General features: G+C 75.0%; 20 protein-coding genes and 1 other RNA gene. 9 read left to right on the top strand and 12 right to left on the bottom strand.

Features of this window, described 5'->3' with window-relative positions; genetic code table 11:
• Positions 1-105 precede the first annotated feature (105 nt).
• From HCJ92_RS07250 to HCJ92_RS07240, 3 genes are all read right to left on the bottom strand, one after another.
• Positions 106-939: a hypothetical protein gene (locus tag HCJ92_RS07250; protein WP_167932614.1), complete on the bottom strand. Its 834-nt coding sequence runs from the start codon at positions 937-939 to the stop codon at positions 106-108.
• 101 nt (positions 940-1,040) lie between these two features.
• Complete coding sequence (locus HCJ92_RS07245; RefSeq protein ID WP_167932613.1) at positions 1,041-1,766, bottom strand: class I SAM-dependent methyltransferase; 726 nt, start codon at positions 1,764-1,766, stop codon at positions 1,041-1,043.
• Between the two features lie 540 nt (positions 1,767-2,306).
• A complete protein-coding gene (locus HCJ92_RS07240) occupies positions 2,307-4,556 on the bottom strand; it encodes a hypothetical protein (RefSeq protein ID WP_167932612.1) in 2,250 nt (749 codons plus the stop codon).
• 845 nt (positions 4,557-5,401) lie between these two features.
• Here HCJ92_RS07240 and HCJ92_RS07235 point away from each other — a divergent pair.
• From HCJ92_RS07235 to HCJ92_RS07225, 4 genes are read left to right on the top strand one after another with little or no spacing between them, the layout of a single operon-like run.
• Entirely contained in the window at positions 5,402-6,289 is an 888-nt protein-coding gene (locus HCJ92_RS07235) for a Nif3-like dinuclear metal center hexameric protein (protein ID WP_167932611.1), read from the top strand.
• Positions 6,286-7,029: a zinc ribbon domain-containing protein gene (locus HCJ92_RS24270; RefSeq protein ID WP_209310821.1), complete on the top strand. Its 744-nt coding sequence runs from the start codon at positions 6,286-6,288 to the stop codon at positions 7,027-7,029. The genes HCJ92_RS07235 and HCJ92_RS24270 overlap by 4 nt, the downstream gene beginning before the upstream one ends.
• Positions 7,030-7,031: 2 nt before the next feature.
• Positions 7,032-8,219: a bifunctional RNase H/acid phosphatase gene (locus HCJ92_RS07230; RefSeq protein ID WP_420824682.1), complete on the top strand. Its 1,188-nt coding sequence runs from the start codon at positions 7,032-7,034 to the stop codon at positions 8,217-8,219.
• A 50-nt stretch (positions 8,220-8,269) separates the two neighbouring features.
• On the top strand, positions 8,270-8,833 hold the full coding sequence (locus HCJ92_RS07225; RefSeq protein ID WP_167932609.1) for a hypothetical protein: 564 nt from the start codon (positions 8,270-8,272) through the stop codon (positions 8,831-8,833).
• 81 nt (positions 8,834-8,914) lie between these two features.
• Here the strand turns inward: HCJ92_RS07225 and yaaA are convergent, their stop codons facing one another.
• The gene (gene yaaA, locus HCJ92_RS07220; RefSeq protein ID WP_167932608.1) at positions 8,915-9,694 is read right to left on the bottom strand and encodes a peroxide stress protein YaaA; all 780 of its coding nucleotides are present in this window, start codon (positions 9,692-9,694) and stop codon (positions 8,915-8,917) included.
• Positions 9,695-9,887: 193 nt separating this feature from the next.
• Between yaaA and rnpB the strand changes: the two genes are divergently transcribed.
• Positions 9,888-10,293: RNase P RNA component class A (gene rnpB / locus HCJ92_RS07215), an RNA gene on the top strand.
• Positions 10,294-10,827: 534 nt separating this feature from the next.
• On the opposite strand, the gene HCJ92_RS07210 is transcribed toward rnpB, so the two are convergent.
• The 5 genes from HCJ92_RS07210 to HCJ92_RS07190 are packed head-to-tail and all read right to left on the bottom strand — an operon-like array spanning position 10,828 to position 15,199.
• Entirely contained in the window at positions 10,828-12,171 is a 1,344-nt protein-coding gene (locus HCJ92_RS07210) for a serine hydrolase (protein ID WP_167932607.1), read from the bottom strand.
• Complete coding sequence (locus tag HCJ92_RS07205; protein WP_167932606.1) at positions 12,168-13,115, bottom strand: DUF6895 family protein; 948 nt, start codon at positions 13,113-13,115, stop codon at positions 12,168-12,170. Before HCJ92_RS07205 ends, HCJ92_RS07210 begins: the two co-directional genes overlap by 4 nt.
• The gene (locus tag HCJ92_RS07200) at positions 13,112-14,245 is read right to left on the bottom strand and encodes a DUF6895 family protein (protein WP_167932605.1); all 1,134 of its coding nucleotides are present in this window, start codon (positions 14,243-14,245) and stop codon (positions 13,112-13,114) included. Before HCJ92_RS07200 ends, HCJ92_RS07205 begins: the two co-directional genes overlap by 4 nt.
• Positions 14,242-15,009 (bottom strand): hypothetical protein, encoded by a 768-nt coding sequence (locus tag HCJ92_RS07195; RefSeq protein ID WP_167932604.1) that lies wholly within the window; start codon positions 15,007-15,009, stop codon positions 14,242-14,244. The genes HCJ92_RS07200 and HCJ92_RS07195 overlap by 4 nt, the downstream gene beginning before the upstream one ends.
• 13 nt (positions 15,010-15,022) lie before the next feature.
• On the bottom strand, positions 15,023-15,199 hold the full coding sequence (locus tag HCJ92_RS07190) for a hypothetical protein (RefSeq protein WP_167932603.1): 177 nt from the start codon (positions 15,197-15,199) through the stop codon (positions 15,023-15,025).
• Positions 15,200-16,402: 1,203 nt separating this feature from the next.
• On the opposite strand from HCJ92_RS07190, the gene HCJ92_RS07185 reads away from it, so the two are divergent.
• Positions 16,403-17,728 (top strand): multidrug effflux MFS transporter, encoded by a 1,326-nt coding sequence (locus HCJ92_RS07185; RefSeq protein ID WP_167932602.1) that lies wholly within the window; start codon positions 16,403-16,405, stop codon positions 17,726-17,728.
• A complete protein-coding gene (locus HCJ92_RS07180; protein ID WP_167932601.1) occupies positions 17,695-18,867 on the top strand; it encodes a serine hydrolase domain-containing protein in 1,173 nt (390 codons plus the stop codon). Before HCJ92_RS07185 ends, HCJ92_RS07180 begins: the two co-directional genes overlap by 34 nt.
• A gap of 61 nt (positions 18,868-18,928) precedes the next feature.
• Here HCJ92_RS07180 and HCJ92_RS07175 read toward each other — a convergent pair whose 3' ends face one another.
• Positions 18,929-19,576 (bottom strand): DUF4291 domain-containing protein, encoded by a 648-nt coding sequence (locus tag HCJ92_RS07175; protein ID WP_167932623.1) that lies wholly within the window; start codon positions 19,574-19,576, stop codon positions 18,929-18,931.
• 182 nt (positions 19,577-19,758) lie between these two features.
• Between HCJ92_RS07175 and HCJ92_RS07170 the strand changes: the two genes are divergently transcribed.
• Positions 19,759-20,808 carry a small ribosomal subunit Rsm22 family protein gene (locus HCJ92_RS07170; protein ID WP_338054063.1) on the top strand — a complete coding sequence of 350 codons (1,050 nt, stop codon included), beginning with the start codon at positions 19,759-19,761 and terminating at the stop codon, positions 20,806-20,808.
• A gap of 38 nt (positions 20,809-20,846) precedes the next feature.
• On the opposite strand, the gene ddaH is transcribed toward HCJ92_RS07170, so the two are convergent.
• Positions 20,847-21,668, bottom strand: coding sequence for a dimethylargininase (gene ddaH / locus HCJ92_RS07165; RefSeq protein WP_420824681.1), 822 nt, complete (start codon positions 21,666-21,668; stop codon positions 20,847-20,849).
• Positions 21,669-21,765: 97 nt separating this feature from the next.
• A complete protein-coding gene (locus tag HCJ92_RS07160) occupies positions 21,766-21,930 on the bottom strand; it encodes a DUF6243 family protein (protein ID WP_167932600.1) in 165 nt (54 codons plus the stop codon).
• A gap of 155 nt (positions 21,931-22,085) precedes the next feature.
• Between HCJ92_RS07160 and HCJ92_RS07155 the strand changes: the two genes are divergently transcribed.
• Positions 22,086-22,742, top strand: coding sequence for a TetR/AcrR family transcriptional regulator (locus HCJ92_RS07155; protein WP_167932599.1), 657 nt, complete (start codon positions 22,086-22,088; stop codon positions 22,740-22,742).
• Positions 22,743-22,891: the final 149 nt, after the last annotated feature.

Below are 22,891 nucleotides of genomic sequence, written 5' to 3'. Positions count from 1 at the left end.
GCCGACCGGAGCCGACGGTGACATGGGGCCGTTCCCGAGACGTCCGACGTCGTGTCACGACGGGGCGCTGACAGCTGTGCCGACGGTGGCCCGAGGGCCCGCCGCTCAGCCCCGCTGGATGTTGGAGGTGTCCTTCAGGACGCCGCGACGGCCGTCCTGGGTCTGCGCCACGAGCTCCTGACCGGACTGAGCGACCGCCAGGTACCAGGTCCCGGGGGTCAGCTCGGCGACCGTGTTCGGCGAGCCGTCCTCGGCGTACAGCGGGCGCTGCACCGGCACCGCGAACCAGAACGGCTGGAAGTTCGGGTCCGGCGCCGCCGGGGCGGCGGGCTGCGGCTGCTGCGCGGGCTGCTGCTGCATGTGCTGGGTCGGCGCGGCGTAGCCGGGCTGCTGCTGGCCACCGGGCTGCGGGCCGGGGTAGCCGTAGCCGGGCTGGGGGTGCTGGCCGTACACACCGGGCTGCGGCTGCTGCTGCCCCGGCTGCTGCGGCTGCGCGGGCGTCGCGGGCTTGTTCGGGATCAGCGGCGCCTGCAGCGGCGCGACCAGCGGCGTGGCCAGCGCGAAGCCGACCAGCAGCAGCACGGAGAAGAAGGAGAGAATCTGTCCGGCGGCGATGTCCAGACCCTCCTTGCCACCGATGAGCGTCCACAGGGACGCCCAGAGCGCGGTGACGGTGAGAGCGGTGCCCCACTGCGAGAGGCGGAGCCCCACGAACTCACGGCCGGAGATCTCCGGCTTGGCGATGCGGCCCACCACGATGAGGGCCGCGCCGATGATGCCCGCGAGGAAGATCGACGGCAGCGCCGGGAACCAGTCCGTGGACCAGCCGTTGGAGCCACGGCCGTTGAAGGAGAAGAACTTCAGGAAGGAGAAGACGAACAGCAGCACCGCGGCCGCGATCACCCCTCCGTCACCTCGGTTCAGCGAGCGGTAGTTCACATCAGTTCCTTTGTCGGTATCGGTCGGTCTCGTGGCCCCGCGGTTCCGACGGGCGGGCCCATCGTACGGATGAACCCCCACGCCCCACCGCTCGTGTCCACTTACTGTTGCGCAGGCGGCACCGTTGTGATGCCGCCGTTACGTCCGCCGGTGCGGCGCAGGACACGGAGCGAACGGGTCGCCCCCGCCTGCGAGAAGTCTCCGGAATCGCACGCCCTCCGCCAGATCCGGTACGGGGCCTGACCGCCGTCCGCCGGGTCCTCGAAGACGTCGTGGACCACCAGCAGGCCGCCCGGGGCGAGCTGTGGGACCCACCCCTCGTAGTCCGCCGTCGCGTGCTCGTCCGTGTGGCCGCCGTCGACGAACACCAGGCCGAAGCGGGGCGCCGGGGCGAACACGGCGGCGGCGACCGGTGAGCGGCCCACCACCGCGACCACGTGGTCCTCCAACCCCGCCCGGTGCAGCGTGGCCCGCAGGAACGGCAGGGTGTCGATGCGGCCTGCCGCCGGGTCCACCAACTCCTTGTCGTGGTATTCCCAACCGGGCTGCTGCTCCTCGCTGCCCCGATGGTGATCGACCGTCACCACGACGGTTCCCGCCGCGCGGGCCGCGGCGGCCAGCAGCACGGTCGACCGGCCGCAGTAGCTGCCGATCTCCAGCAGCGGCAATCCCAGGGAGGCGGCCCCCGTCGCGGCTGCGTACAGCGCGAGCCCCTCGTCCTCGGGCATGAACCCCCGTGCGGCACGGAAGGCCCGCAGCACCTCGGGCTGCGGGGCACCGGCTGTCGTGCGCGTTGTTCCGGCCGCCGCGTCCGCCGCGTGCGTCATTGTTCCCCCGCGGTTCTCGGACCGGGCGACGCCGATGGTGTGCCGTCACGTTCGGCCCGGGCACCGCCCTGTGAAAACCTTGAGGCTACCGCCTGGGGGGCAGTCGGGAGCACGCGACCCGCCCGCCGCCGGCCGCCCCTCGGAGGTGACGCACCGGCGGGGCCCGCAACCGCCCCGTCGTCCCGCTCGGCGCACTTCGCTCAGCGCTCGGCGGGCCCGGCCGCCCCACCCGGTGCCCGCGCGCACGGGGTCGGCCGGTGGCGCGGAGCCTGCTCTGGGCGCGGGACAGCCGGCCGTGCCGGGTCGGTCGACCCTCGGGTGTCGGGTGTTACGGGCGGGGTGTCGGGCGAAGGCGTCCGGCGGTGGGGTGACGGCCCCGGCCCACCCGCGGGCGAGCCCCCCTCGGCCGTGGCGTGGTGCTGCGCCCTGTCCTGGCGGCCACCGAGCGGCTGCGACGGAGCCGGTGGGCCGCCAGGACGGCCGGCCGTCCCGTGGCGCCCGACGCGGGGCGGCAGCTGCCCACCGGGGCCCGACGGGGCGTCAACGCCCGCCGAGAGGGGCCTGCTGCAACGGGATCGGTTTGCAGACTCCCTGCGTCCGGCTGTCCTCCGTGCCGCGGTCCTGCTGCTGCGTCGGCATCGGCTGCTCCTCGGCGCCGGCCGGAGTCGGAGCGGGGTCCGTGCGGGTGTCGGTGTTGCTGTCGGTCATGGTGCTCCCTGCGGGCTGGTACGCAGCGGTCGATGAGGTGTCGTAGCCGTGGTGAACGGTGGGCGTCCCGGAGGGAGGGAACCCGGCCGCGTACCGGCCGCCGTCCCCCGGGAGCCGCAGCCCGTCCGGGTGGTCGACCCGCGCCGGGTCGCCCGGCCCAGCGCCCGCCGGGGTCTGCGCCCAGAACCAGGTGGACCCGTCACCCGCCCAGTTGTCCCGACCCGCGGCGGGCTGCCCCACCGGTTCGTCCCGCCCCGCCTCGGCGCCGGGCAACGTGCCCGACGACTGCGACCAGGGGTCGGTCCACGGCGCCGACCCGCCGCCGTAGCCCTGCGGGCCGAGCGGGTGGGAGGGCGCTGCCCCCGCGGTCGGAGCGGCGTCGGCGTCCGACCACGAGGAAGGGGGCCCGAGCGGCGGGTCGTCCCAGGGGGCGGGCGTGGCCGTGTCGGCCGTCCCGCCCGGGTACCGAGGAGCACCCGGCGGCGGGCCCGGCGCGGGCGTCATGCCTGTCCCCTCGGTCGCGCCCGGCGCGGGTTCGGAAACCGGCTGGGGCCATCCCGCGTCGGCGGCCCACGCGTGGTCACGCATCGAGAAGGTCCCGTCGTGCCCCTCGGCCGGGTCGCGGCCCTCCCGCGGCCGGGGCGCGGCGTGGTCGTCGGCGGGAGGCGCGTCGCCACCGGGGCCGGTCGACCGGCCCCGGCCACGTGGTTCGTCCTCGCCGTCCCCCGGCCGGGCCGGGGCCATCGCGGGGACGGGCGTACCGGCCCACGGGGTGGGGGTGGGCAGTCCGGCGGCCTCCACCGAGGGGGCCCACGGGGCGACATCGGACAGGCCCGACTGCTGCCGCCCGCCGGGTCCCTCGGCGGACTCCTCCGCCCCTGCCGGGACGGCCGGGTCCTCGTGCGTCCACGCCGGGCCGCCCTCGTGGCCGCGCTCCACCTCGACGGAGGGGCCGGGGCCACCGGCCGGGTGTCCGCCGACCGCCGGCCACGGGTCGTGCCCACCCGGGGATCCCCCGGCGGCCGTCCACTCGTGCCAGGAGACGGCGGGGTCGGGGACGTCGGCCCGCAGCCGCACCACCCCGCAGGGAGCCTGGCTCTCCACGAAGGGCAGCACCAGTTCCCCGCCCGCGGTCCAGTGCGAACCGTCGGGCAACCACCCCGCCGGGGCTGGGAAGTGCTGCAGGTCCCGCTGCTGCGGTCGCCAGACGGCGGGCCAGTCCCCCTCCGGCCCCCCGAGCCGCAGCGCCACCCCGCACGACTCGGGGGTGAGCACCTGCGCCGGCTGGACTGCCAGCGGGTGCACGGCGACCCCGTCCGGGTAGAGCGCCTCGGGGAACCTGACGGGGCGGTGGCTGCCCAGGACGCCCCAGCCGATGCGTTCCTTCCCGGGGGCGTCGGAGGCGACCAGCAGCAGCCCGCTGTCGGGGTCGGCGAGGAGGAGGCGGTCGTTGCTCCGCTCCCCGATCTGCAGCAGCACCGCCGCCTCGCCCCCGGCGGCGACGTCGACGGTGACCGCTCTGGTGCGGCCCCCGGAGTCGGTGCGGTTGAGCGCCAACAGCCGCCCCGAACGGTCCAGCCAGGCGCCGTCCTGACAGCGTCCGGGGACCGTGAGCACCGGGTGCGGTCCGCGCCCGTCGCCGCACACCAGCCAGACGGTGGTGGTGTCACCCTCCACGACCAACCCGTACGCCCGCACTCCGTCGGGGGCCGGTGGCAGCAGCGTCATCCACGGGCAGCCCACCGACCCGAGTGACAACTCCCCGGTGTCCGGTCCCGTCGGATACAGCAGCGAGAGGAGGTAGCTGCCGGGAGAGCGTCGAGCGATCAGCACGCGGCCGTCGGAGAGGGGCAGTACCTCCGTGCCCGGATCCTCGGGTTGGCTGCCGGGAAGCGGAACGGCGTAGGGCTCCGGCCCGTCCAGGGTCCAGCGCTCGGCGTACCAGCCGGCTTCCACGGTCGCCAGACGCGCCGCGTACCCACCGCAGGCGGAGAGCGTGAGCGAGGGGCCGTGCGGGGTGGCCGGCATCGTCTCGTGGAACGGGACGAAGGCGGGGACCTCTTCGGGGGCGGTGGCCGTCATCGGTGCGGGGCGCTGCCCGGTGCTACCGGACCGGCGGGGCTGTGGCCCCGCGCTCGCGCCGTCCTCCTCTCCTGGGTGCTGACGGTGGGGGTGGTGCCGGCCCGCCGCCCCGGACCCGCTTCGCCGCACGTCGTGTCGGCGCCGGGGCGAGCGCCGCCGCCCCGCGCTCCGGGCGGTCGGTGACGTGCGGCCCGCCGCCGACCCGGGACGTCCGCGCGTTCCCGTTCGCGCCGCCCGACGGCCCGGGGAGGGATGACCGCTCCGGACCGTCTCGTGCTCGGGAGTTGCGGGTGGCCGGGACGTTCGTCGGCCGGCCCCTCGGTGCACGGCCCGGGAGCGGGGTGGCGGCGGCTGGAGCACATGGTCCGCGGGTGCCCTGGTGGTCGGTCCGCGACGTGACACGGCGGAGCGGGGCGGGAGGACAGGGGGCTGCTTCGAGGCGGTCGGTCGGGCAGCCACTCCCGGCCTCGCTGTGCGGCGCAGGGGACGGGGTGTCCGGTGGTCGTGGGCAGGACGACAGCGGACTGGGTGGCCGGACGGGTCGATTGCGGACGGGGGCACGGTGGGCGGAGTGCGCGGCGGACGGACCGCGCGGGGACCCGGGCCGGGCGTGGGCCCTGGGCGCGGGCTCCCGTCCGGCCGGAGCCGTCCACCGGCCGGACGGGAACGCGCTGGTGGACGACGTTAGGTCGACCTCCTTTCTTCTCACAATGCGTTCCGTGCAGCTTCACGCCTTCGGGTGAACAGGGTCGGTTGCCGGTGACGGTCGGGGCCGCCCCTCGCAGGCACCGCTCAGGAACCGCGGGGCCGCCCGCCGCGCCGTGGCGGGCAGGTAGCCTGGACGGGTGCCCGTACTCGCCGAAGTGATCAGTGCCCTCGACGCCCTCTGGCCGCGCGAGACCGCGGAGGACTGGGACGCCGTCGGCCTCGTCTGCGGAGACCCGGACACACCGGTGGACCGTGTGCTGTTCGCGGTGGACCCCGTCGCGGAGGTCGCCGAGGAGGCCGTCCGGCTCGGCGCCCAACTGCTCGTCACGCACCACCCCCTCTACCTTCGCGGGACCAGCAGCGTCGCCGCCGACTCCTTCAAGGGGCGGGTGGTGCACGACCTCATCCGGAGCGGGACGGCGCTGCACGTGGCCCACACCAACGCCGACCGGGCCGACCCGGGCGTCTCGGACGCGCTGGCCGGTGCTCTCGGACTCCGCGTCATCGGGCCACTGGTCCCCGACACCGCCGACCCCTCGGGACGGCGAGGACTGGGCCGGGTCGGGGAGTTGGAGCGAGCCGTGCCGCTCTCGGAGTTCGCCGGCCTGGTGGCGGCCGGACTCCCGGCGACCGCCCAGGGTGTGCGTGCCGCCGGTGACCCCGACCGCCCCGTGCGGACCGTCGCGGTGTGCGGCGGCTCCGGAGACGGCCTCTTCCCGCAGGTGAGGGCAGCCGAGGTGGACGTCTACGTCACCGCGGACCTGCGCCACCACCCGGCCTCCGAGGCCGCCGAGGCGGCGGAGTTCGCCGCCCGGGGCCCGGCTCTGGTCGACGCCGCGCACTGGGCCACCGAGTGGCCCTGGTGCGAACAGGCGGCGGCTCAGCTCGACGCGGTCTCCGACCGCTACGGCTGGGCGCTGCGCACCCATGTCTCCCGCCGGGTCACCGACCCGTGGACGATCCACGCGCCGTCGGCACCCGCCGACCACGACGTTCCGACGACGACCCCAGGAGCCCCCAACTGAACGCCGCGCCCGCCGACCAGATCCGTCTGCTCGACCTCCAGAAGCTGGACACCCGGCTCAACCAGCTCGACCACCGTCGCGCCAACCTCCCCGAGCACGCGGAGCTGAGGAAGCTCAACAACCAGCTCGACCAGCAGCGCGACTTCCTCGTGGCAGCCGAGACCGAGGTCGGTGACACCGAGCGCGAGCAGGCCAAGGCGGAGCAGGACGTCGACCAGGTCCGCCGCCGCTCCGAGCGTGACCAGCAGCGGCTGGACTCCGGCATGGTCACCAGCCCCAAGGATCTGGAGTCGCTGCAGAGCGAGATCGCCTCACTCGCACGTCGCCAGGACAGCCTGGAGACAGTGGTGCTGGAGATCATGGAGCGGCAGGAGACAGCCGCGGAGCGCGCGCGCGAGCTGGCCTCCGCGGTGGAGGGGCTGGAGAAGACCGGCACGGAGCTCACCTCCCGCCGGGACGAGGCCACCGCGGAGATCGACGCCGAGGCCGAGCGCACCCGCCGCGACCGTGAGACCGTCGCCCGCAGCGTCCCCGAGGCGCTGCTCTCCCTGTACGACAAGCTGCGTGCGCAGCACGGCGGTGTCGGTGCCGCCAAGCTGTACCAGAAGCAGTGCGAGGGCTGCCGGTTGGAGCTCAACATCACCGAGCTGAACGACGTGCGCGCGGCGCCGGCGGACTCGGTGGTCCGTTGCGAGAACTGTCGGCGCATCCTCGTCCGCACGCCCGAGTCCGGGCTGTGAGCGTGTCCGGGGGCGGCGGGCGGCGGCTGGTCGTCGAGGCGGACGGCGGCTCGCGCGGCAACCCCGGGCCGGCCGGCTACGGCGCGGTGGTGATGGACGCGGCCAGCGGTGACGTCCTCGCGGAGACGGCGGAGTTCATCGGCCGTGCCACCAACAACGTGGCCGAGTACCGCGGGCTCATCGCGGGCCTCCTCGCGGCGCGCACGGTCGACCCCGCGGCGTCGGTGCGGGTCCGGATGGACTCCAAGCTGGTCGTCGAGCAGATGTCCGGCCGCTGGAAGATCAAGCACCCGGACATGCGGCCCCTGGCCGCCGAGGCGGGGGGCGTCTTCCCGGGCGGCACGGTGAGCTACGAGTGGATCCCGCGCTCCCGCAACGGCCATGCCGACAGGCTCGCCAACGAGGCCATGGACGCCGGGGGTCGGGGGGAGAGCTGGCGGCCTTCGGAGCCGCCCGGCGCGGCGGCGGAGCCCGAGCCGGAGCCCGAAGCGGCACCGGTGGTCCCGGCCGTCGGCTGGGGCGGCGACCCCGGCACCGCCACCACGTTCGTGCTGCTGCGGCACGGCGAGACCGAGCTGACGCCGCAGAAGCGGTTCTCGGGCAGCGGTGCCGACCCCGGCCTCTCGGCCGCCGGTCGGCGCCAGGCCGCTGCCGCCGCCGCGCACCTCGCCGACCGCGGCACGGTCCGCGCGGTGGTGACCTCGCCGGCGGCGCGGTGTCGGGAGACCGCCGAGGCGGTGGCCAACGCGCTGGGTGTCGACGCCCGGGTCGAGGCCGACTTCCGGGAGGCGGACTTCGGTGACTGGGAGGGGCTGACCTTCGACGAGGTGCGTGAGCGTCATCCGGAGGACCTCGCGGCGTGGCTGCGGTCGCCGGAGGCCCGGCCGACCGGCGGCTGCGAGAGCTTCACGGCGGTGGCCAGGCGGGTCGCGGTCGCCCGGGACCGTGCGATGGCCCGCTTCGCGGGACGAACGGTGCTGGTGGTCAGCCACGTCACCCCGATCAAGTCCCTGGTGCGGTTGGCTCTCGGGGCGCCGCCGGAGGCGGTGTTCCGGATGGAACTCTCCGCCGCGTCGCTGTCGGCCGTCGCCGCTGCGCCGTGGTCCTCCGCGACGGATCGGACGCACCGGGAACACCGGAACCACCTCGTTCGTCACTCTCTGTCAGAGGGTGAGGTTAGGCTCGGGTGAGCGCTCGGGGCACCGGGCGATGGGTCCGCCGGTCGATCGGAGGCAAGGACATGGCGAGGACGGCGCCTGCGGAGTTCGAGGGGCGTTGGCGGCTGGTGGGTGCCGCCGACGAGGAACCCGTCGTGACACTCGCGGACACGGCGGACGACGTCCCCTCGGGCGGCGAGTCGCAGGCCGTGGTCGCGGGGGTCCGGGTGCCGTTGGCGGAGCTGACCCGGCGGTGGCTGGCCGGGGAGTCCTTCGGGCGCAGACCCCCGCCCGAGCCGGTCACCGGGCTCAGGTTGGAGATCGACGAGACCGGCGGTTTCACCGAGTTCGGCACGGCGCAGTTGCCGTGGTTCAGCGACGAGGGGGTGCTGGAGGCGACGGCCCGGCCTTTCGGGGGCCGGATCGCCGCGGTCCCGGCGGGGATCTTCCTGCTGCTGGACAAACCGGTGGCGTGGGCCCGTGGCTACGACGAGTCCGCCGAGGTTCCGGCGCGGCTCGACGACGGGGACACCGTCGTCACCGACCGGCTGTGCCTGGAGAACGGGCGGTTGCTGCGCACGGTGTCGGTGGTGACGGACGGGGCCACGCTGAGCCGGTTGCGGTACGAGTACGTGGCGGCGTCGTGAGGGCGCGGGTAGCCGGCACGCCGGGACCGCGCGTCGCTGCCGACCGGACCGGACCGGCCCGGTCGGCAGCGGGGGTGCGGGTCAGACCTCGGTGACGACGATGTCCAGGCGGGAGGGAGCGGTCGACTCGACCCGGTGCCCCAGGTCGCGCAGCGCTGCCGCGAGCTGGGCCGGGGTCTCGGGTTCCGCACCGGCCTCCAGCAGGGCGCGGACCACACGGCCCTTGGTGGCCTTGTTGAAGTGGCTGACGACGCTTCGCTTCTCGACGCCGTCGACGATCCGTGACTGCAGCACGCGAACGGTGGTGGTGCGTGAGGCTGTCGCGCGGTCCGGTTTCCACATGCCCGCGTAGGCGGTCGACCGCAGGTCGAGGACGAGCCGCCCCTCCGCCTCCGCCGGCATCGCGGTGGTCAGCGGTTCACGCCAGTGCCGGGCGAGGGCGCCCAGGGCGGGCAGCCGGACGCCGCCCGAGCAGCGGTACGAGGGGACGGGGTCGGTGACGCGCAGCGCGCCCCACAGCCCCGAGAAGACCAACAGGTTCCGTTCGGCGCGCGCCGCGGCGGCGGCGTTCAGGGTGGCGAGCCCGAGGGCGTCGTAGAGGACCCCGGTGTAGAGGCTGCCGGCGGGGAGGGTGGGGGCGGTGCGCAGACCGGTGTTCTTGGCGACCTCACCGTTCTGACGCTCGCTCAGGCCGAGGATCTCGCGGGCCTTCCCGGTGTCCGCCGCGCAGAGTTCGGTCAGCTCGGCCAGCACGCTCTCGCGTGCCGGGTTGAGTGAGGGGAGGGCGAGCCGGGAGAAGTCCAGCGGTGGTCCGTCCCGACCGTCGGCCTTGCCCTCGGACGGCGGCAGCAGTACCAGCACGGTCGGTTTCCTCCAGGTAGTGGCCTACGGGCGCCGCCACGGACGGCCGCGCGCGGCGCAGCGGTCGGCGGGCCCGCCCGGCGTGTCCTCGCGGCCCGGGGCCGTGGTGGCCGCCGGTGTCGCCCGCGGCTGCCAGCGTAACGGGGCACGCGCGAGGGGCTGCCGCCTGCCGGTACGATGGAGGGGCGGCAGACGAGTCGTGCGGACGGTCGCGTCGGGGCATGTCCCCGCCGAGGAACGTCCGGGCTCCACAGGGCAAGGTGGTGGCTAACGGCCACCCGGGGCGACCCGCGAGACAGTGCCACAGAAAACAGACCGCCGGGGCCGAGAGGCACCCGGTAAGGGTGAAACGGTGGTGTAAGAGACCACCAGCGCCCAGGGTGACCTGGGCGGCTCGGTAAACCTCACCTGGAGCAAGGTCAAGAGGGGGCGCGACCTGAGAGGGCCGCGGCCCTGCGCGGATGTTCGAGGGCTGCTCGCCCGAGTCCGCGGGTAGACCGCTGGAGGCTGTCGGCAACGGCAGCCCTAGATGGATGACCGTCACCCCGATGGCCGCGAGGCCCCGGGGTACAGAACCCGGCGTACAGCCGACTCGTCTGCCGCACTCTCCCCCCCCCCGCCGCGTCCCGGCACGTCCCGGCGCCCCCGCTGCCGGCACCCTGCGGTGTCCCGACGTCCGGCCTCGGTGGCCTGCCCCGGGCATTCGGCCTCGCTCCCGTTCCTCGGCACTGCCGCTGCGTGGCCGTCCGCCGTGGCCGCACGGCCGTTCCCGGGAAGTGCGTGAGGCGGTCGCGGACCGGGCCGACCGGGCCGCGGCGGTGGGGCCGCCCGCCGCCTGCGCCTCGGCCGATCGAGGCCGTCCGCTTTCGGAGCTCCGTGAGTCGGAGCTCCGGGCTTCAGGGGGTGACGAGGACGAGGGTGACGACACCTCGTCCCGGGTGTTCCCGCGCTTCCGAACCGACCCGACCTGACCCGGCCTGACCTGACCTGACGCGAGTGCCGAGGGTTCGCACCCTCGGCAACGAAGTACTGCCCGAGGACCTGGGGCAGGCCGAGCGACACGGTCCCGCCGCGCCGGCCGGTCGGGGAAGGGGCCGTCGGTCAGCGATGGCCCGTCGGCACGTGCCCCCCGGTCACGGCAGGTCGTCGATCAGGGCGTGCACCACGCGGGGGAACGGGTCGGTGGCGCGGAACCGCCTGGTACTGAGCGCGACCATCGCGGTTCCGGTGGCCGGCCGGAACGCCAGCAGTGCCTGCTGACCCGAGGTGGCACCCGCGTGGAAGAGCACCGGCCCCCGGTCACCCGGCCGGTGGAACCACGAGGCGGTGTGGGTGTGGCGGTGTCCGAAGCCGCGCCGCAGGACCGGGCCGCGCAGTGCCCGCAGCGCGCCCTCCAACGGGGTTCGCTCCGGTTCGAGCTGCGCTTCGAGGAACGCCAGCAGATCGTGCGGCGTCGCGCGGACGGCTCCCGCCGGTGCGAACCCTCCCATGAGGAGCGGCGGTACCCGCGTGAGGCCGTCCCGGCCGTGGCCGACCGCGTCCCACCCCGGGCCCGCGGTGCCCGGTGTGCCGGTCCGGGTTGATCCCGGCGCGGCGGGGCCGTGCCGCGCGGCTCGCCCCGGGTCCTCGGGAGGCGCCGTCGGGGGAGCGCCGCCCGGTGCCCGTGCGGGTCCGGTGCTCCCCGCTCGCCGGTCGCCGCTGTCCCTGCGGTGGGCCGCGCCCGGGCCACCGGAGCCCATCGGCCCGGTGGCGGCGCCGCCCCGGTCCGGGTCGCCCGCCAGAGCCGACGCCAAGGCGCCACGGTGTTCGTCGACGCCGCGTTCCGGCTCGGCAGGACGGTAGGGCGCCGCCCCGCCCACCCCGCCCGGGGCGAGCGCGGTGCCGGCGAGGGCGAGGGGTGCCAGGACCCGCTCACGCAGCAGGTGCTCCCAGGGCAGCCCGGCGTGTGCGGCGAGTGCGTGGCCGAGGACGGAGGCGCCGAAGTTGGAGTACCGCCAGCGGCTGCCCGGCGCCCTCCGCCGAAGCGGGGCCCGCAGGAACGCGTCGATCACGCGCTCGGCGGGATAGTCCGCGTACGGGTTGGTGGCCCAGCGCGGGACCGCCCGGGGATAGAAGTCCGCCGGCAGCCGCGGCAGCCCCGCCGTGTGGGTGGCCAGGTGGAGCACGCTCGCGTCGGGTCGTCGGCTGTCCGGCCGCCGGCCGGCGGCCAGGAGCGCCGCCGCGGGTGTGCACCAGGACAGGGTTCCGTCGGCGACCAGGGTGGAGAGCAGCAGGGTGTTGAACGTCTTCGACGCCGAGCCGATCTCGTAGCGCAGCTTCTCACGGGGTAGTGGCGGCGGCTCCGCCGTACCGCCGGAGCGGATGACGCGTTCCCCGTGGCGGGCCCAGCCCACGACGACGTCCGGCGCGTCGGCGACCGTGACGGCCGCCTCCAGCAGCGTCGCCACGTCCGCGCAGCCGTGTGCGGTGGCCGTCACGCCGTACCGCTGCCCGCAGGGGCGCGGAGGTCGCCCATGGCACGCGAGGTGGCCAGTACGGAGGCGAACGCCGCGACCAGCGTGGGGTGGTAGAGCGCGTCGAACACGTCCTCGCGCCGCCCCTCGGGCAGCGAGCCACGTTGTGCCGGCATGGCGCCGTCCTCCAGCTGCGCCTCCGCGAACGCGCGCCAGGCGACCGGGTCCAGGGCGGGCGTCGGCAGGCAGGCGTCGACCACGAGGAGTTCACCCAGCAGGTCCCAGTGGCCGATGTCGAGCCAGTCGTCGACCCAGGCCGGTAGCCACTGCGTCAGGTACTCGGCGAGCTCGTCCGGGAGCCCGCCGGAGTTCTCGCCCCAGTCCGTCAGGTGGAAGACGGTGTGGGTGACGGCGTAGCCGACGTTCATCTCCACGGTCCACGGCTCGGGGCGGCGTCCGAGCCAGGTCGCCGCGGTGGCGCGTTCGGTGGTGATGCTCCGGGGGAGTCCGAAGCGCCGCTCGAAGGCCGAGATGCCGAGGCGGCGGACGGGTGGGGTCTCCATCGCCGACCAGCTCTCCAACATGTGCACCGAGCGGAGCGTCGCCTCGAACGCGGGTTCCTCGTAGCCGAGTTCGTGGAACGGGACATAGATCTCGAACGGGATGGGGGAGAGCGGCTCCTGCTCCTGCATCCAGGTGAGGAGCTTGCCCCCGTCCAGGAGGTCGCGCCAGGCGTTGTCGAGCAACTGCCTGGTCAGAGCGGCCTGCCGGGAGCCTGCGACGCCTTCCCGGAAGAGGACCTTGCCGATGAGGGCGAGTTCCCCGATGGGCTTCAGCCGGTCCTTGACCTCGAAGTCGGAGGTGGTGTCGTCCTGCCTGGGGCGGAAGCCGTCCTGGTTGTGGTGGAGCCAGGCGATCGCCCGGTCCCCGACCTCGTGCATCACGGCGATGTCCGAGGGCTCGGTCATGCCTGCTCCTCCCGGCGTCCGCTGGTGGCGCCGTCCGTGTCGCCGGGGTGTGCCCGGTGCTGGGGGTGGGTGGTGTCGTCGCGGGGCGAGGGGCGGTGGCCGGCCGTGGGCGCACCACCGCCGTGGGGCCGCTCCGGCGGGGGCGCCGCCTCGGCGGCGCGCAGCCGCCCGGCGGCCAGGGCGGCGGCGAACGCACAGGCGAGGGTCGAGTGGTAGCTCAGCCGGAAGGCGTCCGGATGCTCCGGCAGCAGGGCGGGCCCCCCTTCGGGCAGCGCCCCGTCCGGACCCCGCGCGGCGGCGAGGCGCCGCCAGGCGGGCCGGGTGTGCCGCGGGTCGAGCGGTGTGGGCAGTGCCGAGTCCACCGCCAGCAGCTCGCAGGTCAGGTCCCACCGTTCGGCGTCCAGACAGGTGTCCAGCCACGCCGGGAGCCAGGTGCGCAGGTAGCCGGCGATGTCGGCCGGTACCTGCTGCGGCCGGGCGCCCCAGTCGGTGATGTGGAAGACGACGTGCGTGAGGCTGTATCCCGCGCTCTGATCGAACGCCCACGGTTCGGGCAGGACACCGAGCCACGTCCGGCGCAGCGCCGCGTCCCGGTCCCCGGTCGGCGTAAGCCGGGCACGGCGTTCGGCGTTGATGACGCCGAGCCGCCGCTGGGGGTCCATTTCGGTGCCCCGCCAGGCCCGTGTGGCGCACAGGTCGCGCGCGAACGCCTCGAATCCGTCGTGGCGCAGGCCCTCGCCGGCGAACGCGGCGTAGATCTCCAGCGGGTAGGTGGCGTGGGGTTCGCCGTGGAAGAGCTCCAACAGCAGCTCACCCTGCCGGAGTTCGTGCCAGCTGAGGTCGAGCAGCTGGTCGGCGGTGGCATGGAGTTCGCAGCCGGGAGGTGTGGCACGGCGGATGGCGACGGCCAGTTGGGCGAGTTCGCCGAGCGGTTTCATGGTCCAGTTGAGCTCGGTGCCGGCGGTGGGGTCGGTCATCTCCGCCGGGAGCCGGAACCGGTCGGCGTGGCCGGAGATCCAGCGCAGGCAGTCTCCGGCGAGCTGTTCGAGCTGTTCGAGCTGCTCGGTCGGCGGGTGCGGCGGCGCCCCGGTGACCGCGAGGTCACCGGGGGCTGTCGCGGGGGTGTTCACGTGCCGCTCCCTCGCCCCGGCGCGGCGGGGTACGGGGTGTCCGCGCGCATCAGGAGCGCGGCGTGCACATGGAGGGCGACGCGGGCGTCGGCGCCGCCCATGCGCAGCACGAACCGCAGCCCCGCGTCGAGGCCGAGGGTGGGGGGAACCCCGTCGATGACCGCCAGCCAGCGGCCCGCCCCTGCCGCCTGCAGCCAGTCCCGCCGGCGTACGGCGCGCACGAAGCCGCGGGAGACGTCCACGGGGCGCCGTGCCGCCTCGGCCGCGACGGCCGAGTCCGCGCCCGGGACGGCGAGGGCGGCGAGGACGGACAGCTGGTGGGTGAAGGCCTGCCAGGTCGCCTCGCGGAGCGCGGTGACGTCCGGGCCGCCGTTCCCGGCGGGGTGCGGTGTGTCCGGGCCGTCGGTGGCGGCGCCGCCGAGCGGTCCGGCGGCCGACGGGGTGTGTTGCGGAACGGCGGTGACGTGGGCGAGAGCGCGTTCCATCGCCCAGTGGCTCCACGCGACGGTGGGGGAGGACTGGGGCCCGGGCGGGTAGGCGTGGACGGCGGCGCGGCACACCGCGACGTCCGGTTCCGGCGCCGGCCGACGGAGCAGCGTGCTGGGCAGGAGCACGTCGGCACCCAGGGTCCGGGCCGCGGCGACGGTCAGTGCCTCGTCGCCGCCGAGGGAACCTGTCGTACCCGCAACGGAGTGGTCCCCGCCCCGAAGGGCGGAGACCAGTTCCGAAGCAAGGTCGTGCACAGCGCCCGACAATTGCTTCATCCGCGTTCGCCCCTCAGGACTTCTTCGGGCGGGGCGTGGGCGGCGAGAGGAGGAGCGCACCGGCCAGCAGCAGCAGCGCGGCACACTCACGGGAGTCGCGGAACGTCCCCTCGGCCTCGGTCGGGTTCAGCGCTTCCTCGACGTCGAAGTCGAGCGTCTTCAGGTCCTGGGTCGGCTCTGCGGAGAACATGACACCATCCCTTTCTGGGGAAGAGCGGTTCGCTTGCCTCAATCAGAACAACGCACATCTCGGATGGTCGCAACTGCACATACGTCCAAGGCGGATTGTTGAGAATCGAACCTCATGTGTGTTCGGGTGACCGGACAATGCCCCGTTCGGCGCTCAGGAATGGCGCTTCGGCGGTGGCTGTGCGTGTCGGGTCGGCCGGGGTGTCGGCTCTGCGTAGCGGCGCTGGCCAACGGAGGTAATGGTCCGTGTGCGGGGTTGGCGCTCCGTCAACCGGACGCCTAGGCTTGTCCGTTGCTTTCGCTGTGCGCCGTTGAATTCCCGAACGACTGGGGACGGCACATTCCTTGGAGTTCCCGGTCCGGTGAATTGCCTCCACGGCTCCGCAGTGTCGGGCCGGCGCTGTCGGCGCGCTGCCGGCCGCCCGGTCAGATGTCGTCGCTGGTCGGTTCCCTGATGCTGTGACACCTGTGCCGGGGTCGTCGTGCCGTGCCCTCCGGCGGTGCCCCGTCGTCGCCCCCGCAGGGGTAGGCGGGCTCCGGCGCGCGGTGGGCTCCGCGGGTCGGATGGGGCGGACGTGGCACCGGGCGGCTGCCCGCGTCGCGCCGCGCGTGGGCGGCTGGGTCCCGGAGGGCGGCGCGTCCCGGTGCCCGTACCCCGCGCTCCGTGCCCGGCCCCGTCCCCGCGTCGGGGTGAGCCGCCCGGGGTCAGCTGTTCCGGGGGGCCCGCCGGCCCACCGTTCCTCGTCCGGCCTCCCCTCCCCGGTCGCCCGCGTCACCCACCCGGCCGGACCCGGCCGGGGCCCGGTGCGGGTGCGGCGCGGACTCGGGGGTGACTCTCCGGTGGCGAGGTGGTGGCCGTGCCGTGTGACGCGGTCCTCCCGGCATCGGCTCCCGCTGTGGGATCGATCACGCCGCCGCGACCGTTTCGGTGGTGCGAGGTCGGCCCGGCCGGTGCCGGGTGCGCCCGGCACCGCGGCGCCCCGGACCGAGGTGCGGAGGTCCCATCTCCGCTGCGGCCAGGGGCGACAGCGGGATCGCGGCGACCCGGCCCCGGCGGCGGACCCCGCGCCGCGGGCCTCCGCGGAGCGTCTGCCGGGGTGGCGCCGGGCGGTCCCGAGGCGGTACCGGGAAGCCGAGGCCCGCTCCCGGCGCGCCCCTAGAGATGGGATGATTGGGCCGTTCAGAGCGATACGACGGAGAGTGCATGTCCCAGTCCGAACAGGCGGCCCCCACCGACACCATGACGCCGTCCGGGGTACCCCCGGTCATCGCACCCGAACATCCCCCCGTCGTCGCTCCCGACATCATCTCCCCGAAGCGCCGGGCCGGGATGGTCGTCACGCTCATCCTCGGCAGCCTCTCCGCGCTGCCGGCGCTGTCGATGGACCTCTACCTGCCGGCGCTCCCGGAGGTCGGGAACGTCCTGGGCACCACCGCCTCCAGCGTCCAGCTGACCCTCACCACCTGCCTTCTCGGGCTCGCGCTCGGCCAGTTGATCATCGGGCCCATGAGCGACCAGCTCGGACGTCGCCGCCCCCTCATGGTGGGCATGGTCTGCTACGTGGTCGCCTCCGCCGCCTGCGCGCTCGCGCCCGGCATCGAGGCGCTCACCGCCTTCCGACTGCTCCAGGGACTCGCGGGCGCCGCGGGCATCGTCATCGCCCGAGCCGTCGTCCGCGACCTCTACGAGGGCGTGGCCATGGCCCGCTTCTTCTCGACGCTGCTGCTGATCTCCGGCGTCGCGCCGATCATGGCCCCCGTCCTCGGCGGGCAGATGCTGCACTTCACCAACTGGCGCGGGCTGTTTGTCGTCCTCGCCGTCCTCGGCCTGATCCTCGTTCTCATCGTCGCCCGCTGGCTGCCGGAGACACTGCCGCGTGAGCAGCGGCACAGCGGCGGCGTCGGCCCGGCGCTGCGCACCATGGGCGGCCTCTTCCGCGACCGGGTCTTCACCGGCTACCTGCTCGCGGGGGCACTGACCTTCGCCACGCTCTTCGCGTACGTCGCCGCCTCGCCCTTCGTCGTGCAGGAGATCTACGGCGGCTCGCCCCAGACCTTCAGCCTGCTGTTCATGATCAACTCGATCGGTCTGGTCGCGGTGAGCCAGATCAACGGCAAGATCCTGGTGGGGCGGGTCTCCCTCAACCGCGTCATGGCGGTCGGCCTGGTGATCATCACGGTCGCCGCGGTCGGGCTGCTGCTCGTCACCGCGGGCGCGTTCGGCGACGCCGGACTGGTCCCCGTCTCGGTCGGACTGTTCGTGCTGATGGCGGCCATGGCGCTGGTCCTCCCCAACGCCAACTCGCAGGCGCTGACCCTCACCCCGCACGCGGCCGGCTCCGCCTCCGCGCTGTTGGGCGCGTCGCAGTTCTTCATCGGCGCCGTCGCCTCGCCCCTCGTCGGCATCGCGGGCGAGCACACCGCGGTCCCGATGGCGGTCGTCCAGCTCAGCTGTGTCGTCCTCGCGGCGCTGGCGTTTGTCGTACTGTGCAGGCCATGGCAGAGCGGCAGGGCGACGACCGCGGCGTGACGAAGGCGCCGGTGACGGCCCCCACGGCGACGACCACTCCCGAGGGCGGTGACCCGCTGCGGGAGCTGGTCCGGCTGACCGACTCGCTGCCTCGCGACCCGGCGCCGGGCGCGGATGCGGACCGCGCCTGGTGCGGTGGTGCGGTGCTGCTCGCCGGGCAGCGTGAGCGCACCCTGGTGCGGCACACCGCCGGCTGGGCCGTTCGGTGGGCAGACCGCGACCATGAGCTGGCGCCCGCCGACCGCACACCGGTCACCCCCGACACCCTCTTCGACCTCGCCTCGGTCACCAAGCTCTTCACCGCGATCGCCGTCGTACAGCAGATCGAACGCGGCCGGATCGCAGCTGAGGACCCGGTCCGCGACCACCTCCCCGAGTTCGGCGCCGCCGGCAAGGCGGCGGTCACCGTCCGGCACCTCCTCACCCACACCTCCGGGCTCCGCCCCGAGCTCCCCTTCTACGAGGGCGGCTGGCCCGAGCGGCTGTGGGCCGAGGAGCCCCTGGGGCCACCGGGGGCGACCCGCCGCTACTCCGACCTCAACCTGCTGACGCTGCACCTGCTCCTGGAACGTGTGACCGGCCGTCCGCTGGACGTGCTGCTCCACGAGGAGGTCACCGGCCCCCTCGCCATGGCCGACACCCGCTTCGGCCCCGTCCCCGCGGCCCGCGCCGCCGCCACCGAGGACCAGCGCCGCCCCTGGGCCAAGGTCGACCGGGGGATGCTGCGCGGTGAGGTGCACGACGAGAATGCCGCCGCGCTCGGCGGTGTCGCCGGGCACGCCGGCCTCTTCGCCACCGCCGACGACCTCGCCCGGCTGTGCCGGGCGCTCCTCGCCGGCGGTGGACCGGTACTGCGGCCGGAGTCCGTCGAGGTGCTGCTGGCGGCACCCGGACTCGGGTTCACCGTCGACCAGCCGCACTTCATGGGCGAACTGGCCGGCCACGGCGCGGCCGGGCACACCGGGTTCACCGGGACCTCGGTCGTCCTGGACCGCCGGTCCGGGGGCTTTCTGGTGCTGCTGGCCACCACCGTGCACCCCGTACGGCCCGCCCCGGCCGACAGTCGGCCGCGCGCCGCGGCGGCCACGCTCCTGGCGCACGCGCTGGGTGCGCCGTACGCGCCGCACGCCGGGGCCTGATCGGTACGGCGGCACCGGGCCGCCGCGCCCGCCGTTCCCGCTGCGCCTGGGCGGACCGGGGTCAGCCCGGGACCAGCCGGTCGAGCGTCCCGGCCGGGAGCGACAGTGGCGTCTCCCGCGGCAGCAGCCCGGCCGCCCCGGTGGTGTCACCGATGCGGACCAGCTCCCGCACCCGGTGGGCGAGCGGCGTGACGTCACTGATCGAGACGATCCACGCGTCGGCGTACCGGACCGCGGCCTCGCCCGCCAGTCCCAGTTGGAGCGAGCGGTGGGGTAGCGGGCGCAGGGCGAGGTCCCGCTCGGGATCCCACTGCACCCGCGCCGGGGCCTGCCGCAGCGCGCGCCGCCACGCGGGACGGCCGGGGTGGAGCGTCGAGGTGTAGTGGGAGAGGACCGCGTTGCGCAGCGCCCACTCCAGCCCCGCACGGTCGATCTCGATGGCGAGCACGGTCTCCTGGTCCTGCTTGCCGCCCCAGCCGGAGCGGTACATCATCCACAGGAACGACGGCTTGACCCAGGTCATCCGCTCGCGTCGCCACGTGGCCGGGAACCGGCCGTCGCGGGCCGCCGGGCCGCCGATCCCGGGGGAGTACGCCTGGTAGAGGGTGACGGTGGTCGTGGTGTGCAGGGCCCGGATCTCGTGGCGCGGGCGTCCGCCCGGAGCGTCGGGCCGCCCCGCCGCGGCAACGGCGACATCGGGACCGTCCACTGATCGCTCCGTCACGGCAACCCCCTCTCGTGCGGGGATGCCTGCCCCCGCAGGGGCGCCACGGTAGCGCCGGGGCCGGTGCACCGCCCCCGCTTTTCCGCCGCCGCCACGGCCGCCCGCCCCGCCTGCTCGCCCCGCCGCCCGGACCGCGGCTGCCCGTCCGGTCCCACTAGGATCGCCGGGTGACCACGACCACCGACGACCGGCTCCGGAGCGCCCTCGACTCCCTGCTCGACGGTCTGCCCCCGCGGCGGGTCAGCGGGGCCGTCGAGCGGCTGATGATGCACTACCGGGGCCGCACCCCGACCGGCGCCCCGATCCTGCGGGACCGCGCCGACGCGGTCGCCTACGCCGCCTACCGCATGCCCGCGACGACCGGCGCGGTCTCCGCCGCCCTCGGCGAGCTGGCCGCCAGGCTGCCGGGCTGGTCGCCCGCGAGCCAGCTGGACGTCGGCGGCGGCACCGGCGCGGCGGTGTGGGCGGTCGCCGGGGTCTGGCCCGGGGAGCGCCGCGTCACGGTGCTGGACTGGGCGGGTCCCGCGCTGGAGCTGGGCCGCGAGCTGGCCGACGCCGGTGCCGGCCCCCGGGGGACCAGCTGGGAGAAGGAGCGGATCGGCCCGGGGCTGGAACTGCCCGGGGCGGAGCTGGTGACCGTCTCCTACGTGCTCAACGAGTTGACCGAGGACGCCCGTGACGCGGTGGCGGACGCCGCCGCGGCGACGGGAGGGGCGGTGGTGCTGGTGGAGCCCGGCACACCCGACGGCTACCTCCGGGTGCGGCGCGCCCGGGACCGGTTGATCGCCGAGGGGATGCGGGTGCTGGCGCCCTGCCCCCACAGCGGTACGTGCCCGCTGGAGCCGGGTACCGACTGGTGCCACTTCGCGGCGCGGGTCTCCCGCTCCTCACTGCACCGTCGCGTCAAGGGTGGTGAACTCCCCTATGAGGACGAGAAGTTCAGCTACGTCGCCGCCGTCCCCGCCACCTGGGACACGCCCGGGGCGGCCCCCGGGCGCATCGTCAGGCGGCCACAGCAGCGCAAGGGCCAGGTCCTGCTCGACGTCTGCGAGTCCGTCGGCCAGGTGCGCCGGGCCACCGTCACCAAGCGGAGCAAGGACGCCTACCGCGCTGCGCGGGACGCCGAGTGGGGCGAGACCTGGCCCCCGGCGGCCGGCCCCGACGCTCCGGGCGGCCCCGCCGCCGGAGCTGTGGGCGGCGGCGACGCGCCGGGCTGAACCGGTGCCGCCGCGCCGGCGCCGGTGCGGGTGGACGGTCAGCTCCGCAGCTCCCCGGTGCAGCACTTCACGCTGCCGCCGCCCTTGAGCAGTTCGCCGAGCTCCACGGGAACCGGGTCGTAGCCGCGCTCCCGCAGCGGCCCGAACAACCCGCCCGCCTCCCGGGGCAGCAGTACGTGGTGGCCGTCGGAGACGGCGTTGAGGCCGAGGGCGAGTGCGTCGGCCTCCTCGGCGAGCACCGCGTCGGGGAAGAGTCGGGCGAGGACGGTGCGGCTGCCCGGCGAGAACGCCTCGGGGTAGTACATGACGGCGTCGTCGCGCCCGTCGTCCAGCACGCAGAGCGCGGTGTCGAGGTGGTAGAACCGCGGGTCGACCAGGTCCAGGCCGATGACGGGCCGGGCGAAGAACTCCTGCGCCTCGGCGTGGGACAGCGGGCTGCTGCGGAAGCCGCGCCCCGCGAGCAGGAAGCCGGCGGTGACGGCGAAGTCCCCCTCGCCCTCGTTGACGTGCTCGGGTTCCCGGAAGTACACGGGAGCAGCAGCGCCGCTGCTGCGCAGGTGCCACTCGCGGTGGAGCGCCGCCTCCGGACGGCGCTCGGGGTGGGCGAAGCGCGCGCCCAGCACCCGCCCGTCGATGACGGTGGACCCGTTGGCGGCGTACACGAGGTCGGGGAGGTCCGGGTGCGGGTCGAGTTCGTCGACCGTGTGGCCCAGGGCGCGGTAGCGGTCCCGGAGCGCCTGCCACTGGGTGACGGCGAGCGGCAGGTCCACGGGCTTGGCCGGGTCCATCCAGGGGTTGATCGCGTAGGTCACCCGGAAGTGTTCGGGCGGGCACATCAGATAGCGGCGGGGTGAGTACAAGGAAGGCTCCTCACGACGACCGGCTTTGCGGTGTGCCCAGTGTGCACAGCGTTCGTCGTGAGGAGCCGGGGTTCGGCGGAGTTGCCTCCCGAAGGGGTCACTTCTTCTCGCGCAGCCGCCGCAGCAGTTCGCGCTTGCGCTCCTGGGGATCGGTCGGTGCGCCGGCGCGTTCGGCTCCCCGGCCGCCGCGGAGCGCTCCCTTGGAGAGGTGGCTGCGGGTGCCGCCCACTCCCAGCATCGATCCGGCGCGTTGCTTGCTCATCGCGGACTCCTTCCCTCGTCGTGATGCCCGGAGCCGTCCCGCCTCGGCGAGGAGGTGCGGTCACCGGATGACCCTTCCATCATGGAACGAGACGTTGCGTCTCGTCAAGACGTTTCGTCTCGCTAGACTGGCCGCATGAGCCAGAGACTGCCCGTATGAGTCGGCGCCCCTCTCCCGATCCCGATCGGCCCGGGGACGGTGGCGCGCCCGCCGCCAGGCGCCGGCCCGACCCCGCCCGCCGGAACGCCCGCTCCCGGGCGGCGATCCTGGGTGCCAGCCTCCAGCTCGTCGGCGAGGTCGGGTACGCGCGGCTGACGATCGAGGCCATCGCGGCGCGCGCCGGAGTCGGCAAGCAGACCATCTACCGCTGGTGGCCCTCCAAGGCCGCCGTGCTGCTCGACGCCTTCACCGAGAGCGGGGGTGGGGAGGGCGCGGAGGACGCCGCGGTCCCGGACACCGGCGATCTCGGCGCCGACCTGCGGGCGGTGCTCCGCGCCACCGCAGACGAGTTCTCCGACCCGGAGTTCGAGGCGCCGTACCGGGCGCTCGCCGTCGCCGGTGCCCAGGACGCGGAACTCTCCCGCGAGTTCGACGCCCGGCTCGCCGACATCGGCACGGAGCTGTACGTGGCGCGGCTGCGCTCCGCCCGCGAGGCCGGTCAGATCCGCGACGACGTGGACCTGCGGCTGGCGGCCGAGATGCTGACCGGTCCGTTCTTCCAGCGCTGGCTGGCGCGCAGGGGCCCGCTCGACCACGCCTTCACCGACGCCCTGGTGGACGCCGTGCTCGCCGGGTTGCGGCCCCGGGGCTGACGACGCGGGAGCCGTTCGGCCGCGGGGCGCCGCGTCGTGCTCGCCCTCCCCCGCCGGCCGAGCCGTGCCCGTCGGTCCGTGTCAGCTGCCCGCTCTCGCCCGTCCGCGCCGCTCTCGCTCGGTGCCCGCGGCGCGTCCCGGTGGTGCGC

The sequence above is a fragment of the Streptomyces spiramenti genome, from assembly GCF_012034385.1.
GTDB lineage: Bacteria > Actinomycetota > Actinomycetes > Streptomycetales > Streptomycetaceae > Streptomyces > Streptomyces spiramenti.
This window is presented reverse-complemented; position numbering and strand designations above follow the sequence as displayed.

What these genes read in the sequence shown, in the direction of transcription:
- HCJ92_RS07245 (WP_167932613.1), bottom strand. Translation starts at nt 1,766, where the DNA reads ATGACGCACGCGGCGGACGCGGCGGCCGGAACAACGCGCACGACAGCC.
- HCJ92_RS07240 (WP_167932612.1), bottom strand. Translation starts at nt 4,556, where the DNA reads ATGACGGCCACCGCCCCCGAAGAGGTCCCCGCCTTCGTCCCGTTCCAC.
- HCJ92_RS07225 (WP_167932609.1), top strand. Translation starts at nt 8,270, where the DNA reads ATGGCGAGGACGGCGCCTGCGGAGTTCGAGGGGCGTTGGCGGCTGGTG.
- HCJ92_RS07205 (WP_167932606.1), bottom strand. Translation starts at nt 13,115, where the DNA reads ATGACCGAGCCCTCGGACATCGCCGTGATGCACGAGGTCGGGGACCGG.
- HCJ92_RS07195 (WP_167932604.1), bottom strand. Translation starts at nt 15,009, where the DNA reads ATGAAGCAATTGTCGGGCGCTGTGCACGACCTTGCTTCGGAACTGGTC.
- HCJ92_RS07190 (WP_167932603.1), bottom strand. Translation starts at nt 15,199, where the DNA reads ATGTTCTCCGCAGAGCCGACCCAGGACCTGAAGACGCTCGACTTCGAC.
- HCJ92_RS07185 (WP_167932602.1), top strand. Translation starts at nt 16,403, where the DNA reads ATGTCCCAGTCCGAACAGGCGGCCCCCACCGACACCATGACGCCGTCC.
- HCJ92_RS07180 (WP_167932601.1), top strand. Translation starts at nt 17,695, where the DNA reads ATGGCAGAGCGGCAGGGCGACGACCGCGGCGTGACGAAGGCGCCGGTG.
- HCJ92_RS07160 (WP_167932600.1), bottom strand. Translation starts at nt 21,930, where the DNA reads ATGAGCAAGCAACGCGCCGGATCGATGCTGGGAGTGGGCGGCACCCGC.
- HCJ92_RS07155 (WP_167932599.1), top strand. Translation starts at nt 22,086, where the DNA reads ATGAGTCGGCGCCCCTCTCCCGATCCCGATCGGCCCGGGGACGGTGGC.